The sequence below is a fragment of the Verrucomicrobiales bacterium genome (genome assembly GCA_016793885.1).
GTDB lineage: Bacteria > Verrucomicrobiota > Verrucomicrobiia > Limisphaerales > UBA11320 > UBA11320.
In genome coordinates this window covers 1-13,707 of the sequence record JAEUHE010000043.1, presented here as the reverse complement: position 1 = coordinate 13,707, position 13,707 = coordinate 1, and the positions used below count along the sequence as shown (strand labels likewise).

At 60.7% G+C, this 13,707-nt stretch carries 7 protein-coding genes; 4 read left to right on the top strand and 3 right to left on the bottom strand.

Translation table 11 applies throughout. The features are described 5' to 3' along the window. Nucleotides 1–718 precede the first annotated feature (718 nt). Both JNN07_06195 and JNN07_06190 read right to left on the bottom strand, forming a co-directional pair. Nucleotides 719–3,586, bottom strand: a complete 2,868-nt coding sequence (locus JNN07_06195) for an excinuclease ABC subunit A (GenBank protein MBL9167313.1) — start codon at nt 3,584–3,586, stop codon at nt 719–721. Beyond that, a complete protein-coding gene (locus tag JNN07_06190; protein ID MBL9167312.1) occupies nt 3,583–6,879 on the bottom strand; it encodes an excinuclease ABC subunit UvrA in 3,297 nt (1,098 codons plus the stop codon). Before JNN07_06190 ends, JNN07_06195 begins: the two co-directional genes overlap by 4 nt. Before the next feature lie 805 nt (nt 6,880–7,684). On the opposite strand from JNN07_06190, the gene JNN07_06185 reads away from it, so the two are divergent. Together JNN07_06185 and JNN07_06180 are read left to right on the top strand one after the other, a co-directional pair. After that, nucleotides 7,685–9,229 carry a PAS domain-containing protein gene (locus tag JNN07_06185; protein ID MBL9167311.1) on the top strand — a complete coding sequence of 515 codons (1,545 nt, stop codon included), beginning with the start codon at nt 7,685–7,687 and terminating at the stop codon, nt 9,227–9,229. Nucleotides 9,230–9,272: 43 nt separating this feature from the next. Next, nucleotides 9,273–10,757, top strand: coding sequence for a sigma-54-dependent Fis family transcriptional regulator (locus JNN07_06180; protein ID MBL9167310.1), 1,485 nt, complete (start codon nt 9,273–9,275; stop codon nt 10,755–10,757). Nucleotides 10,758–10,914: 157 nt separating this feature from the next. Here the strand turns inward: JNN07_06180 and JNN07_06175 are convergent, their stop codons facing one another. After that, complete coding sequence (locus JNN07_06175; GenBank protein MBL9167309.1) at nt 10,915–11,226, bottom strand: hypothetical protein; 312 nt, start codon at nt 11,224–11,226, stop codon at nt 10,915–10,917. A gap of 140 nt (nt 11,227–11,366) precedes the next feature. Between JNN07_06175 and JNN07_06170 the strand changes: the two genes are divergently transcribed. After that, nucleotides 11,367–12,167 carry a TIGR00266 family protein gene (locus JNN07_06170; GenBank protein MBL9167308.1) on the top strand — a complete coding sequence of 267 codons (801 nt, stop codon included), beginning with the start codon at nt 11,367–11,369 and terminating at the stop codon, nt 12,165–12,167. A gap of 6 nt (nt 12,168–12,173) precedes the next feature. Beyond that, a complete protein-coding gene (locus JNN07_06165; GenBank protein MBL9167307.1) occupies nt 12,174–13,022 on the top strand; it encodes a hypothetical protein in 849 nt (282 codons plus the stop codon). The last annotated feature ends 685 nt before the right edge of the window (nt 13,023–13,707 follow it).

Genomic DNA, 13,707 nt, shown 5'->3' with positions numbered 1-13,707 from the left:
ACTCCCACGCCCGCTACATCAACGCACTGGCACCAATTCTATTCGGGGGAACTCGGTTTCCTCGATCTCCATTTTCTCGAGAGGAAGTTACGCCGGAAAGGCTCCTATGTCGAGGCGGAAGTGGCTGGGAATTAGATGGTCGGGGGGTGGGGAGGGGCTACTGAGTTATGAGTAGGAGTGAGTTATGAGTTATGAGTTGCGGGAGGGGACATTGTTCATTGCTCATTCGGGTCACTCATCACTCAGATGGCACGCCCTGCGGGGTGCTCCGAAATCTAAATACCCTGTCCGGGGATCTTCGATCGCCCGGCTAATCTCTGGGAACCCCTTGGGGTTCCGGGCAAGGGCGTGACGCGAGACGCGTGCTGAGTTGTTGGTCTCCGCAATGTGAAATGAGCAATGAACAATTCGCAATGTGCAATCCCGGATCTCCCTTCCCCTTCCCCTTCCCCTCTGTGACCTCTGCGGCCTTTGTGTGAACGCTGATTTCACATTGCTCATTGCTCATTTCACATTGCACATTTGGGATGGGGAATGGGGAATGGGGAATGGGGAATGGGCCGGCACCCCGACCAAAGGTGCGGGGCAGGCTGGCGCACGCTACAGAGGGACAGAAAGCGAATCGGCGATTACGATTACGATTACGACACCTGAGACCTGACACCTGACACCTGAAAACGAGTGACCACCTACCACCTACCACCTACCACCTACCCCTTCACGATCGGTGGAGCATGGGCTTCAGATAGCGGCCAGTGTGCGACTCTTTTTTCTTCGCCACTTGCTCCGGCGTCCCCTCAGCAATAACCCGCCCTCCACCCTCTCCGCCTTCCGGTCCCAAATCCACCACCCAGTCGGCCTCGGCAATCAAATCCAGATTGTGCTCAATCACGATCACGGAGTGCCCCCCGTCCACGAGCCGCTGAATCACTTCGACCAACTTCTTCACATCCACCATGTGCAGCCCAACGGTCGGCTCCTCGAGAATAAACAAATTCTTCTTCGCCGAACGACGCAAGGGATCGGTCTGGGCCGCATCCTTCAAACCCGACAACAAATGCGTCACTAACTTGACCCGCTGGGCCTCACCCCCGCTCAGCGTGGGACTGGTTTGCCCCAATCGCAGATAACCCAGTCCGGTATCCCGCAACACTTCCAACGGACGCAAGATGCGCTGCTGGGTCGCAAAGAACTCAATGGCCTCATCCACGGATAAATCCAAGACACCCCCAATGTTCTTGCCCCGCCATTCCACATCCAAGGTCTCGCGATTGAACCGCCGTCCTTCGCAGGTCTCACAACACACGTAGGCCGGGGGAAGGAAGTTCATCTCCAATTTCACCAACCCCGCCCCCTCGCAGGTCGGACAGCGACCTTGCGCGCTGTTGAACGAAAAGCGGCTGGTGGAATAGCCCCTCATCCGCGCTTCCGGTGTCGAAGCAAACAACTCGCGGATGTCATTGAAGAACCCTACGTAGGTCGACGGCGTGGACCGCGGTGTGCGTCCAATGGGGGATTGATCCACTTCATAAACCGCCCGCAGCGGCTCCGTCCCGGCAATCCCCGCGACCGACGCAGGCCTGGCGCCGCGCTTGGGCCGCTGAAGGGCTTGCTCCACCCGAGGAAGCAACCCTTCCCGAATCATGGTGCTCTTGCCCGAGCCGCTGACGCCGGTCACGACGACAAATCGACCGAGCGGAAAGCTCACCTTCAGCTCCTTGAGATTGTTGACGGAGATCGGCCCCAACCGCAGCCACGACATCACTTCCGCCCTCGCACTCGGCTCGCCCGAGGTCAGGGACTTAGACTTTGGCTTGGGATTGGCTTTCCGCTCGGCCACGGGGTTGACCTTGACCTTGGCCTTGGCCACGGCTGAGGTTTCGGCTCCCGGCAGCTGGACCGGCCGTCGCTGGCCCCGGGCGGGGAAACGTCGCTCGGCGCGCAGATACTGTCCCGTCAGGCTAAGCGGATGCTTCATCAGATCCGCCAACGTGCCCTGGGCCACCACCTCGCCACCCCGGACACCGGCACCGGGCCCTAGATCGATGATCCAATCGGCCTGACGCATGGTTTCCTCGTCGTGTTCCACCACCACGACGGAATTGCCCCGCGATCTCAAAATGCTGAGCGCGCTCAGCAGTCGCTCATTGTCGCGCGCATGCAGCCCAATGGTCGGCTCGTCGAGAATATAGAGAACCCCGCTCAAATTTGATCCCAGCTGAGCCGCCAACCTAATCCGCTGTGCCTCGCCGCCGGAAAGAGTGGGAACGGCGCGGCCGAGCTGAAGATATCCCAATCCCACTTCCACCAGAAAGTTCAAGCGTTCGCGGATTTCCGGGAGGATATCGCGGGCGATTTCCGAGCCGTAGCCCTCGAACCGCAGTGAACGAAACTGTTCGGCGGCTTCCGCTACCGACATTCGTCCAAACGAATCGATGTTGGGGTAGGTCTCCACTCCCTTCTTCGCACCCGGTTCGCGTCGCTTGGGGCCGCAATGCAATTGCACCGCCAGCGCCAACGGATTCAACCGAGCGCCACGACAGTCGGGACACGGCTCGTGTTTCCCTTCGGTCCACTCAAACCAAGATTCTTCAATGGCATCGGCCCGCGCCCCGCGCTCCACATCGGGCAGATAGAACAGCTCCCCGAACCCGCGGCACTTGGGACACCACCCCTGCACCGAGTTATAGCTAAACATCTTCGGGTCCAGCACCGTAAAAGACCGGCCGCAATCGGGACAGGCCCGCTCGGTGCTATGCACCGTGAGTTGCTTCCGGTTGTCCAAGGCATAGAAGGTTCCCTTGCCCACCTTGAGCGCCTCGTCCATCAACTGCCAATGCGTGCGACCCGCATCGGCCGCGGAGGCCGAGCTTGCCACCGAGGTCGACGACGGCCAGGAGCGACGTTTGCCACCCTTGCCTGGGGCCTCCAAGACCCCCACCACCACCTCGACGTCGTGCTCCCGGAAGCGGTCGAGTCGAAGCGGCTGATCGGTGGGATAAATCTGGCCGTCGGCGCGCACTTCCCGATACCCATGCTTCGCGGCCCACTCCCCGACGTCGGTATGAAATCCCTTGCGATTCTTGACCACGGGCGCAAGCAGCAGGAGGTCACCTCGATCTTCGGTCTGGGCGAGCAACCGCCGGGCCAGTTCGTCGCGAGTCTGCGCTTCCACCGCCGTTCCGCAGTCGGGACAATGCTGCGTGCCGAGCCGGGCAAAGAGCAAACGGAGGAAATGATGAATCTCCGTCACGGTTGCGACCGTGCTTTTACCACCCCCGCGACTCGTGCGCTGCTCGATGCTGACCGTGGGAGGAATACCCGAGATGCGATCGACGTCCGGCCGCGTCATCTGCTCCACGAACTGCCGGGCATAGGTGTTCATGGAATCCAGAAACCGGCGTTGGCCCTCGGCGAACAGCAGATCGAACGCGAGCGTACTTTTGCCCGAGCCGCTGACCCCCGTGATCACCACAAACTGGTCGCGCGGAATGGTGAGCGTGAGGTTCTTGAGGTTGTGCTCACGCGCGCCATGAATTTCAATGGCATCGCTGGACACACCCGACAGCAGATCAGGGTTTTTCATGACTCGGAAAGAAATTGAGCCCGCAGGGCCTGGCCGGTGTGACTGGTGCGGCAGGCAGCGACACGCTCGGGCGTTCCGGCGCAGACGATGCGTCCCCCATCCTCGCCAGCCTCCGGCCCAAGATCGATCACCCAGTCGGCCGACCAAATCACGTCCAGGTGATGCTCGATCACGAGCAGGGAGTGTCCCGCATCGACGAGCTTGTGGAACACCTTGAGCAGCACCCGAACATCCTCGAAGTGCAGTCCGGTGGTGGGTTCATCGAAGAGAAAGAGTGTGCGCGGCGAAGGGTCATCGGACACCCGTTCGCGGCCGCGCCCGCCCAGATCTGCAGCGGCGGACTCGGCGAGGAAACTCACCAGCTTGAGACGCTGGCTCTCCCCTCCGGAGAGCGTGTTGATGGGCTGGCCGAGCCGCAGATAACCGAGCCCCACTTCCTGAAGTAGGCGCAGGCTGCGCAGAGCGCGCAGGGCGTGGCGATTGCCCGGGAACGCGTCCAGGAAGTCCACCGCATCATCGACGGTGGCCTCCAACATATCGGCAATGGACCAACTCCGGGAGGGGGAGGCGGACGAAGCCGTAGCCGTCGCCGCGACTGGTGTCGAACGAGCGCTAGGAGGTGGAGGAGCGGACACGACCGTTTTCCGTCGGCCCTTGGACCCCTGGGCTCCAGGAACCTGAAGCGTTTCCTGCAACATCAAGGAGGTCGCTCGCGCGGGCGGATACTTCGGGGTCGTGGCCGAGTCGGGCGGGGAAAGTTTCACCTCGAGGATGTGTTCGCGATACCGGCGTCCCTGACAATCCGGGCAGCGGATAAACACATCGCTGAGGAACTGCATTTCAATCTTTTCGAATCCGGCCCCGCGACAACGCTCACACTGTCCCTGGCCGGAATTAAAGCTGAATCCGCTCGAGTTCAATCCCCGCTGCTTGGCCAGATCGGTTTCAGCGAACAGATTGCGAATGTGTTCGAACGCTCCGATATACACCACCGGGTTCGAGCGCGGGGTCTTGCCGAGGGAACTTTGATCGACCAGCACGACGCGATCGATCGCTTCGAATCCTTCCAACCGCGCCAGCGGAACCGTCGCTGTGGATGTGGAGTCGTCTCCGGACTCGGTGTCGGTGTCCTCCCCATCGGTCGTGGACGCGGCCGGGCTCTGACGGGCCATCAGCATCGGAAGCAGAACATCCCGAACCAGGGTGGTCTTGCCCGATCCGCTGACCCCGGTCAGACACACCATGCGCTGAAGAGGGATTTCGACATCGAGGTTTAGCAGGTTGTGCGAGGTGGCACCAAGCACGCGCAGCCACGGCAGCGTTACGGAGGGGGCCGAAGCGCGTGCCCGTCCGCCGCTCACCGTCGATACGGTCCGACGCGGCAAGCTTTCGGCCAAACGTCGTCCGCTCAGATATTCACCCGTCAGCGACTTTCGAGATTTTAGCAGCTCTGGGAAAGATCCTTGGAACACGATGTGTCCGCCCTTCTCGCCCTGCCCTGGTCCCAGGTCGATAATTTGGTCGGCCGCCCGCATGACACTCGCCTCATGCTCCACCACCACCACCGTATTCCCGGCATCGCGCAACCCCTCGAGGATTCTTACCAAGCGAACAGTGTCACGGGAGTGAAGTCCCACGCTCGGTTCATCCAGCACGAACAGCGTGTTGACCAACCGCGTTCCCAAGCAAGTGGTCAGGTTCACGCGCTCCGTTTCACCGCCGGAGAGGGTGCGCGTGGGCCGATCCAAAGTGAGGTAACCCAGGCCCACCTCCTCGAGATAGCCGAGTCGGGAGAGAACCTCACCCATCACCAAGGCCAGCGGGTCGCGCGGATCCTTCGCTCGGCCGGCGACCAGCGCCTGCAGAAACCCGCGGGCGGTGGAGATGGGCAGCTGATAAAAGTCCGCCAGAGTGATGCGACGAGGGGCGACCGCCTGAGCGGCCGTCGTCTCCGCCGACACCCACGAGGCCGGCAGTTTGACTGCAGTGGGCCACACCACCTGGTAGCGTAGCGTTTCGGGTTGGAATCGAAGCCCGTGGCAATCCGAACACTCAGTGTAGGAACGATAGCGCGAGAGCAAGACCCGCACGTGCATCTTGTAGGCCTTGGATTCCAGCCAGCGGAAGTAGCCCTTGATCCCGTACCAGGCGTGCGGCCATTCGTGGTCCTTGTCCTGGCCGTACCCCGGCTCTCCTTGAATCACCCACTCCTGATGTTCGGGGCTGAGTTCACGAAACGGCACTTGGGTCGGCACCCGCGCCGCCTTGCAGGCTTTCATCAGGTCCCGCTGGCAATCCGCGCTGACGCCCGTCTGCCACGGCTTCACCAACCCGCCGACGAGTGATTTGGATCGATCCGGTATCGCAAGATTGTAATCGATGGTGATAATGCGTCCGAATCCGCGACACGTCGGGCAGGCACCGACCGGATGATTGAAGCTGAACAGAGCCGCGGTCGGCTCGCGATAGTCGATGTCACACGTCGCGCAGTGAAAGTGGTTGGAGTAGGCCCGGGCGACGGACCACTCATCGGTTTTTCCGGCCTGAGAGACTGACCGCCAGAGCAGCAATCGGCCCTTGCCAAAATGGTAAGCCTGCTCGCAAGCCTCGACAAAACGGGATCGGACGGCCGAGCTGGGACGCAGCCGGTCCTGAATGACCGTGAGAGATGCCGGCCTGGCTTCGCGAAGTTTCGGCTCTGCCTCCTCGATGCGGAGCGGCTCGCCCTTCCAGAGCAAGCGTTGGTAACCCTGCTTGGCCACCAGGTCGAGACTCTCCGCCAGCGGAAGCTTGTCGCTCAGCGGCAGTTCAAACGTGACCAGCCACTCCGCCCCGGAATCGGCCTTGGGCAAGGCGGTCACTTCATCGTAGATCAAGGACGGCGGTTCCTTGCGCACCGGCTGGCCGCAGCCCCGACAATACACGCGCGCCACCTGAGGCCAGACCAACTTCATGTAGTCGCAAATTTCAGTCATGGTCCCGACGGTGGATCGGGTGGTGCGGACCGAGTTCTTCTGCTCGATCGCAATGGCCGGGGGAATTCCTTCGATTCGGTCGACCTTCGGCTTGTCCATTCGATCGAAGAACTGACGCGCGTACGGAGAGAACGTCTCGATGTAGCGGCGCTGGCCCTCGGCGAACAAGGTATCGAAGGCGAGGGAACTCTTGCCAGATCCACTCAACCCAGTGATCACCACCAGCTTGCGGGTTGGCAAATCGAGATTGAAGTTCTTCAGATTGTTCTGTCGGACGCCCTGGAGGCGAATGACAGAACGCGGATCGTTTCGCGACATCGGGGCGCAATGTAGGAACGCGGGAGCTGGGGTCAAGGATTTGCGATTTTGGATTTTGGATTTTGGATTGCGAGTGACCCACGCGGCGCTCGGGTGTCGGTTGTCAGTGGTCGGTTGTCAGTTGTCAGTGGTCAGTGGTCAGTGGTCAGTGGTCACTCGTCACTCGTCACTCATCACTCATCACTCGTCACTCATCACTCATCACTCATCACTCATCACTCATCACTCATCACTCAGATGGCACGCCCTGCGGGGTGCTCCGAATTATAAATAAACGCCCTATCCGGGGATCTGCGATCGCCCGGCTAATCTCTGGGAACCCCTGCGGGTTCCGGGCGAGGGCGTGACGCGAGACGCGTGCTGAGTTGTTGGTCTCCGCAATGTGAAATGAGCAATGAACAATTCGCAATGTGCAATCCCGGATCTCCCTTCCCCTTCCCCTTCCCTTCTGTGACCTCTGCGGCCTCTGTGTGACCGCTGATTTCACATTGCTCATTGCTCATTGCTCATTTCACATTGCTCATTGCTCATTTCACATTTGGGATGGGGAATGGGGAATGGGCCGGCACGGCCCACGCTACAGACCAGGCGGCGATTACGATTACGATTACGATTACGACTGACAACTGACAACTGACACCCACCAGCCACCACCGGACCGGACCGGCAAATAATTCCACAAAGAGCATTGACAAGGATATCGCAGGATTCCGATGATGAAACCACTGTTTTAGACAGGATTTGGATCAGGATGATGCCAGATGGATAGATTGTTCGTAGGATTGTGGAACCGTTGATCCAGCCAATGAGGGCAACCGCGCAGCTCGATGTGCCGCCAACCAGGCGCGTCGGGCAGGTTCAGTCCCACCCAGATTCGGCCTGGGAGGCTCTCATCCCCGCCGCCTGCTTTACCCAAGCGTTGGACGGGAACTTCATCTGGCTCAATGCAGAAATTGAAAACGTCACGGGCCTCGCGGGCAGTCAATGGCAGGATGAAGCCACCGACTTTTGGAGCTGCGTTCATGAAGCCGACTTCGAAGGTGTCCGGGCTCATTGGGACCGATGTCTGGAGTCGCCTCAACTCATCCATTCCCACCGCTTCCGACTGCGTCATCCCCTCACCCAGGTGATCTCAACGGTCTCGGAGCGACGCCAAGCGGTTCAAGGTTCGAACGGCGAGCTGCTGTTCCAGGGAACCTGGATCAATGTCACACCGGAAAGCGCCGCGCAGGAACGGCTTCCTTCGAGCAGTTGGCAGCGATCGTTAGCGTCGCTCACCCCGGGAGTAGCCCACGATCTCAATAACCATTTTGCGAGCATCCTGGCGCTGAGCGATAGCTTTGTCCGCAAGACTCCTCCCGACCACCCACTGCATCAAGGCTCCAAGACCATCAAGGACTCGGTGCAACAAGCCGCCCGATTGGTGCAGCAGTTGGTGGCCATGCATCTCTCGAAGCTGGGCGAATTCCGCTACCACGATCTCAACGAACTCACCCGCGAAACCGTCGAGTTCCTGCGGCATGCCACCTCCCGACGGTTCGAGTTCAAGACGGAGCTGGCTCCCGGGAGCCTGCCGATCTACGCCGATAGCCAGGTATTCAAGCGATGCCTGATCGCGATCGTTAAGAACGCAGTGGAAGCGGTGCCCATGCCGGCCCCGGGGAAGATTACTTTCAGCACCTCTCCCGAAGCGAGCATACCGGTGGACCTACGCCCGCGATCGGGCCCCCGAGCCAAGCCCTACGTCACCCTGGCCATTCACAACACCGGCCCGGCCATCCCGGATCACGAGAGCCGACAGCTGTTCACCTCCTGGTTCTCTTCCAAGCCGCCCGCGGAGGGGGCCGGGCTGAGTTTATGGTGGGCCCGCCAAAGTCTGGAAGCCCAGGGCGGGACCATCACTCTGGATCCAAGCAACGCCCAGGGAACGACATTTCGGCTTTGGTTCCCCCTTTCGGACTTCACGGAAGCCGAGCCTGCGCACGGAGCGATTGCCCCGCCACGAATCCTGGTGGTCGGAAGCGAACCCGGCTTGGAAGAGGCGGCGGCCGGGCTGCGCCTGGCTGGCTGCCGGGTCACCGCCACCTCCCGCCATGCGCTCGAACTCATCAACACGACCGACCAGCCCTATGATGCGCTCGCGATCCTGAGCGAGGTGGAGGAATCCGAAGTGCGATCGCTGGTTCAAGCTGTTCGAAGCCGGCGCTGGAAAACTCGGGTGGCGCGTGAACTGCCCGCCGATCCCGCCGCACCCGCCTGGCAGAGCCGGCCCGATCTCACGATCCCTCATCCCCTGCATCAACCGGAGCACTGCGCAAAACTGCGCGCGGCTCTCACGACCCCACTTTAGCAGACCTCGTCGCAAACCCGCTCACACACACTCCAATCCGCTTATGCCAATCGAAAAAATTGTGGTTCTTGAAGATGATCAGGTGCAACGCAAGAACCTGGAGTCGCTGCTGCGCTATCGTCGTTATGACGTGGCCTCGGTCACCACCATCGCCGCCGCCGAAGAGATGCTGGCCAAGGACAACTTCGATCTGATGCTGGTGGATGTTCAGCTTCCCGACGGAGATGGCACGGAACTGCTCCGCCGTCTGCAGACCAAGACCTCGCGCCCGCTGGTCATCATCATGACCGCCTTCGGATCGATCGAGGCCGCGGTCGATTGCATGCGCGATGGAGCTTTTCACTACCTCGTCAAACCCTTTTCAGCCGAGCAGCTGGAAATCATTCTCAAGAAGGCCGACGAATTCACCCAACTGGTGAAGGTGAACCGGTTCCTCGCCAATCAGGAACTCAACGACGAGCGCTACCTGCTGCTCGGGGAGAGCCCCTCCATGGTCAAGCTCCGGGAGACCATCGATCGCGTCGCCAAGGCGGACGCAACCGTGCTGATCCAGGGGGAGAGCGGCACCGGAAAAGAGCTGGTGGCCCGCGCGATTTACAGCCAGAGCCCGCGCTGCGGCGCGCCCTTTATCCGGGTGAACTGCGCGGCGGTTCCCGAGAACCTGATCGAGAGCGAGTTCTTCGGTCACGAGAAGGGCGCGTTCACCGGGGCGATCGCCAAGCGCGAGGGCCGATTCGAACTGGCCAACCGCGGAACGATACTCCTCGACGAAGTCAGCGAAGTCAGCCCTCAGGTGCAAGCCAAGCTGCTGCGCGTGCTCCAGGAGCAGGAATTTGAGCGCGTGGGCGGATCGCGCACCATCAAGGTCGACGTGCGCGTGATCGCCACCACCAACCGGAACATGGAGGAGAGCATCGATCGAAAGGAGTTCCGCTCCGACCTCTACTACCGCCTGAACGTGGTGCCGCTCTTTGTGGCCCCCTTGCGGGATCGCATGGAAGATGTGCCGGTGCTGGCCGAAGCCTTCCGCATGCGCTTCGCCCGTCAGCATGGGAAGGAAGTGGTGGGGATCTCCGAATCCTGCACCGCCGCCCTGATGTCGCATCGCTGGCCCGGTAACGTTCGCGAACTCCAGAATGTCATCGAGCGCGCGGTGATCATGTGCGACAAGTCCGCCCTCCTGGAGCCCGCGCACCTGGGTTTCGGACGTCGCGGCGAGGCGGCCTCCAGCTTGCCGATCGCGCCGGTGACGGTGCCCTCCGCCGGAATACCAATGCCGGCCGGGATTCTGAGTCCGGTATTCCGACCAACGGAAGCCAGCGCGACGCCGTCCGCGGCTGCGCCCGGCAATGGCATCGTCACCCTCGAAGAGATCGAGAAGCGCCACATCCTCGCGACCTTGGAGCACACCAAGGGAAATCGGACTCGGGCCGCGGAACTCCTGCAGATCAGCATCCGGACCCTGCGGAACAAGCTGAACGAATACGGCTACAAGACCCTCGCCGGTCCGAGCATTGGGATGGAGTGAGGTTGATTTTGGATTTTGGATTTTGGATTTGCGATTTCCAACTGCCAACTGCCAACTGCCAACTGCCAACTGCCAACTGCCAACTGCCGCAGCCCGAAGACTGCTCACGTCGCCTCCGACACCGGAAACTGTAGGAGCCGCCGTCAGAAGGCTTCCCCTACCACAGCTCCACAGACCCGGTCCGTTTGAGCCAGTGGCGATGCTGCTCGCGCTCCCACTGGAACAAGGCCAATACCTGTTCCGCCTCCTGCTCTGAGAACCGGCAACTCGGTGGCAGGGGCCGCTCGCAAGCGCCACATCGCTCGTGTCGACGGGAATAGACCACGGAGTTGCAGTGCGGACAACGCCGCGTCTCTGGTTCGGCCCCCAGCCTCACCAGCGAGGAGGGTCGCGTTACCGCGACTGAGACCGGAAAAGGTTGCCCAGCTTCCACATCCATCCAGCGAACATTGAGGCGAATAGAGTTCATAGAGTTCTAAGCTCGTCCCATAGAAGACACAGAAACCGCTCCGAGGTTTCATTACATTTTCGTAACCCAAACCAGGAACCCATGACTTGCGCTTTACCCGGACTAGGGACATCTTCTGCCTCCATTGATCTGAGCTACTTATGAACGCGATGCACGAAATCGACTATAAACTGTTCGGCGATGACATGCAGTTTGTGGAGATCGAACTAGATCCCCAGGAGGCTGCGGTCGCCGAAGCTGGCGCCATGATGTATATGGAGGACGGCATCAAAATGCAGACCGTCTTCGGGGATGGAGCGCCCCAGACCGGCGGCTTCTTCGGTTCCTTGCTCAGCGCCGGCAAACGCCTGGTCACCGGCGAGTCGCTCTTCACCACGGTTTTTTCGAATCAAGGTGGCGGAAAGAAAAAGGTGGCCTTCGCGGCACCCTATCCCGGGAAAATCCTCCCGATTCATCTCTCCGAGATCGGCGGGGAGCTGCACGCCCAAAAGGATTCGTTCCTGTGTGCGGCGAAAGGTGTGAGCCTGGGCATCGCGTTCCAGAAGCGAGTCGGGGCCGGCTTCTTCGGCGGTGAGGGTTTCATCCTCCAGCGTCTGCAGGGCGACGGCTGGGCCTTTGTTCATGCGGGCGGAACCCTGGCGGAACGAACGCTTCAACCCGGCGAGGTGCTCCGCGTCGACACCGGCTGCGTCGTGGCTTTCCAGCCCTCGGTCGACTTCGACATCGAGTTCGTTGGCGGGGTCAAGTCCGCCCTCTTTGGCGGTGAAGGACTCTTCTTCGCCACCCTGCGCGGCCCGGGACGAGTTTGGATGCAATCACTGCCATTCAGCCGGATGGCCGATCGAATCTTCGCCGCCTCACCGAAGGCCGGAGGGTCGGGTCGCGAAGAAGGGTCGATGCTGGGAGGCATCGGACGCCTGTTGGATGGCGACAACTCGTAACCCGCTATGCCCGCCGAGTTCTCCGATGCTGCCCTGGTCCTGGTAGGCCACGGTTCCACGCTCAATGCCGAATCGAGCGCCCCGACCTACCAGCACGCGGACGAACTGCGTCGTCGAGGACTTTTCTCCACGGTCCAGGAGTGTTTCTGGAAGCTGGAGCCGGGAATCTCGGCGGTCCTGCGCGGTATTTTGGAGCCGCGCGTTTTCATCGTTCCCCTGTTCATCAGCGAAGGCTATTTCACCGAGGAGGTCATTCCGCGGGAGCTGGGTTTCTGCCGGAAGGGTGAAACCTCCTTTCCTCGGATTCAGCAACGCGGGAATCAAACCCTGTTCTACTGCGGCCCCGTGGGCACACATGAGAGCATGACCGAGGTTCTGCTTTCACGAGCTCGGGAGGTGGTGGCGCGGCATCCTTTCCCTGCGGCCCCCAAACCGGCCGATACGACCCTGTTCATCGCGGGCCACGGGACCGGTAACAGCGAGAACTCTCGCAAGGCGATCGAGAACCAGGTCGAGCTCATTCGTGCGCGACGCGAGTATGCCGAGGTCTATCCGATCTTCATGGAGGAATCACCCAAGATCGAAGAGTGCTACACCCTCGCCAAAACGAAGAACGTGGTGATGGTGCCGTTCTTTATCAGCGATGGGTTGCACAGCTATGAAGACATCCCGATGATGCTGGGCGAACCCGAGAGCCAGGTGCGACAGCGGATCGCGGCCGGGCAGCCCACCTGGCGCAACCCGACCGAGCGACGCGACAAGCGCGTGTGGTATTCCGCCAGCATCGGCAACGAGCCACACATCGCCGATGTCATCATTGAACGGGCGCGGCAGATGGAGCAGAGCCGGGGTTAGGATGCCGTCCAGAACGGGTGCCGGCGAAGCTTAGGACGACGGAAGCACAGTGTCGGCAGGGCCCGAACCCGCAGGGTTCAAAGAAATTTAGCCGGGGGTGCTAGCACCCCCGGGAATTGTTAAAAATACGGAGCATCGCGCAGCGATGCCACCGGTTTCTGTGACCTACGTCACCCGACTCAAGGAACCTAATCGGTTCGTCCGTCTTTAGCCCAATCCATGCAGTCGTTCAGCAGGCGTTTGCTTGATCTTTTTGCGAAATCCTTCGTTGTTCGTCGCTTACGTATTTCGCTCAATACGTTCGCTCCTCACGCCTCGGTTTTCGCAAAAACCTGCTGCGCAACCGCATGCCGCCCTACTGCATGGATTGGGCTTTAGTCCGACCGGTGGCACGCCTTTCAGGGTGCTGATTGATAGGGAGCCGACAGGCTCACGCGAAGGAACCAGGCACTATGGAGCGCGGAGACATGTCTCCGCTTTTCCTGCGAGCGACGGAGTGGCTGAAGGTTGTCGTGGGTGAATAGGGGCGTGGGAGGGGGATAATGTGGCGTGAAGGAACAGCGGTGTCGTGCCCTAAGCATTACCCACAAGTTCAGAAGATCTTGGACCTCTATCCCAACGGGATAGCGCCTCAAAGCCCAGGGTTGCGAGGAACGAGCTACCCTGGGAAAAACCCATAGAATTC

Coding starts and splice junctions, on each gene's coding strand:
- JNN07_06195 (MBL9167313.1), bottom strand. CDS start 3,586: ATGAAAAACCCTGATCTGCTGTCGGGTGTGTCCAGCGATGCCATTGAA.
- JNN07_06190 (MBL9167312.1), bottom strand. CDS start 6,879: ATGTCGCGAAACGATCCGCGTTCTGTCATTCGCCTCCAGGGCGTCCGA.
- JNN07_06185 (MBL9167311.1), top strand. CDS start 7,685: ATGAGGGCAACCGCGCAGCTCGATGTGCCGCCAACCAGGCGCGTCGGG.
- JNN07_06180 (MBL9167310.1), top strand. CDS start 9,273: ATGCCAATCGAAAAAATTGTGGTTCTTGAAGATGATCAGGTGCAACGC.
- JNN07_06175 (MBL9167309.1), bottom strand. CDS start 11,226: ATGAACTCTATTCGCCTCAATGTTCGCTGGATGGATGTGGAAGCTGGG.
- JNN07_06170 (MBL9167308.1), top strand. CDS start 11,367: ATGAACGCGATGCACGAAATCGACTATAAACTGTTCGGCGATGACATG.
- JNN07_06165 (MBL9167307.1), top strand. CDS start 12,174: ATGCCCGCCGAGTTCTCCGATGCTGCCCTGGTCCTGGTAGGCCACGGT.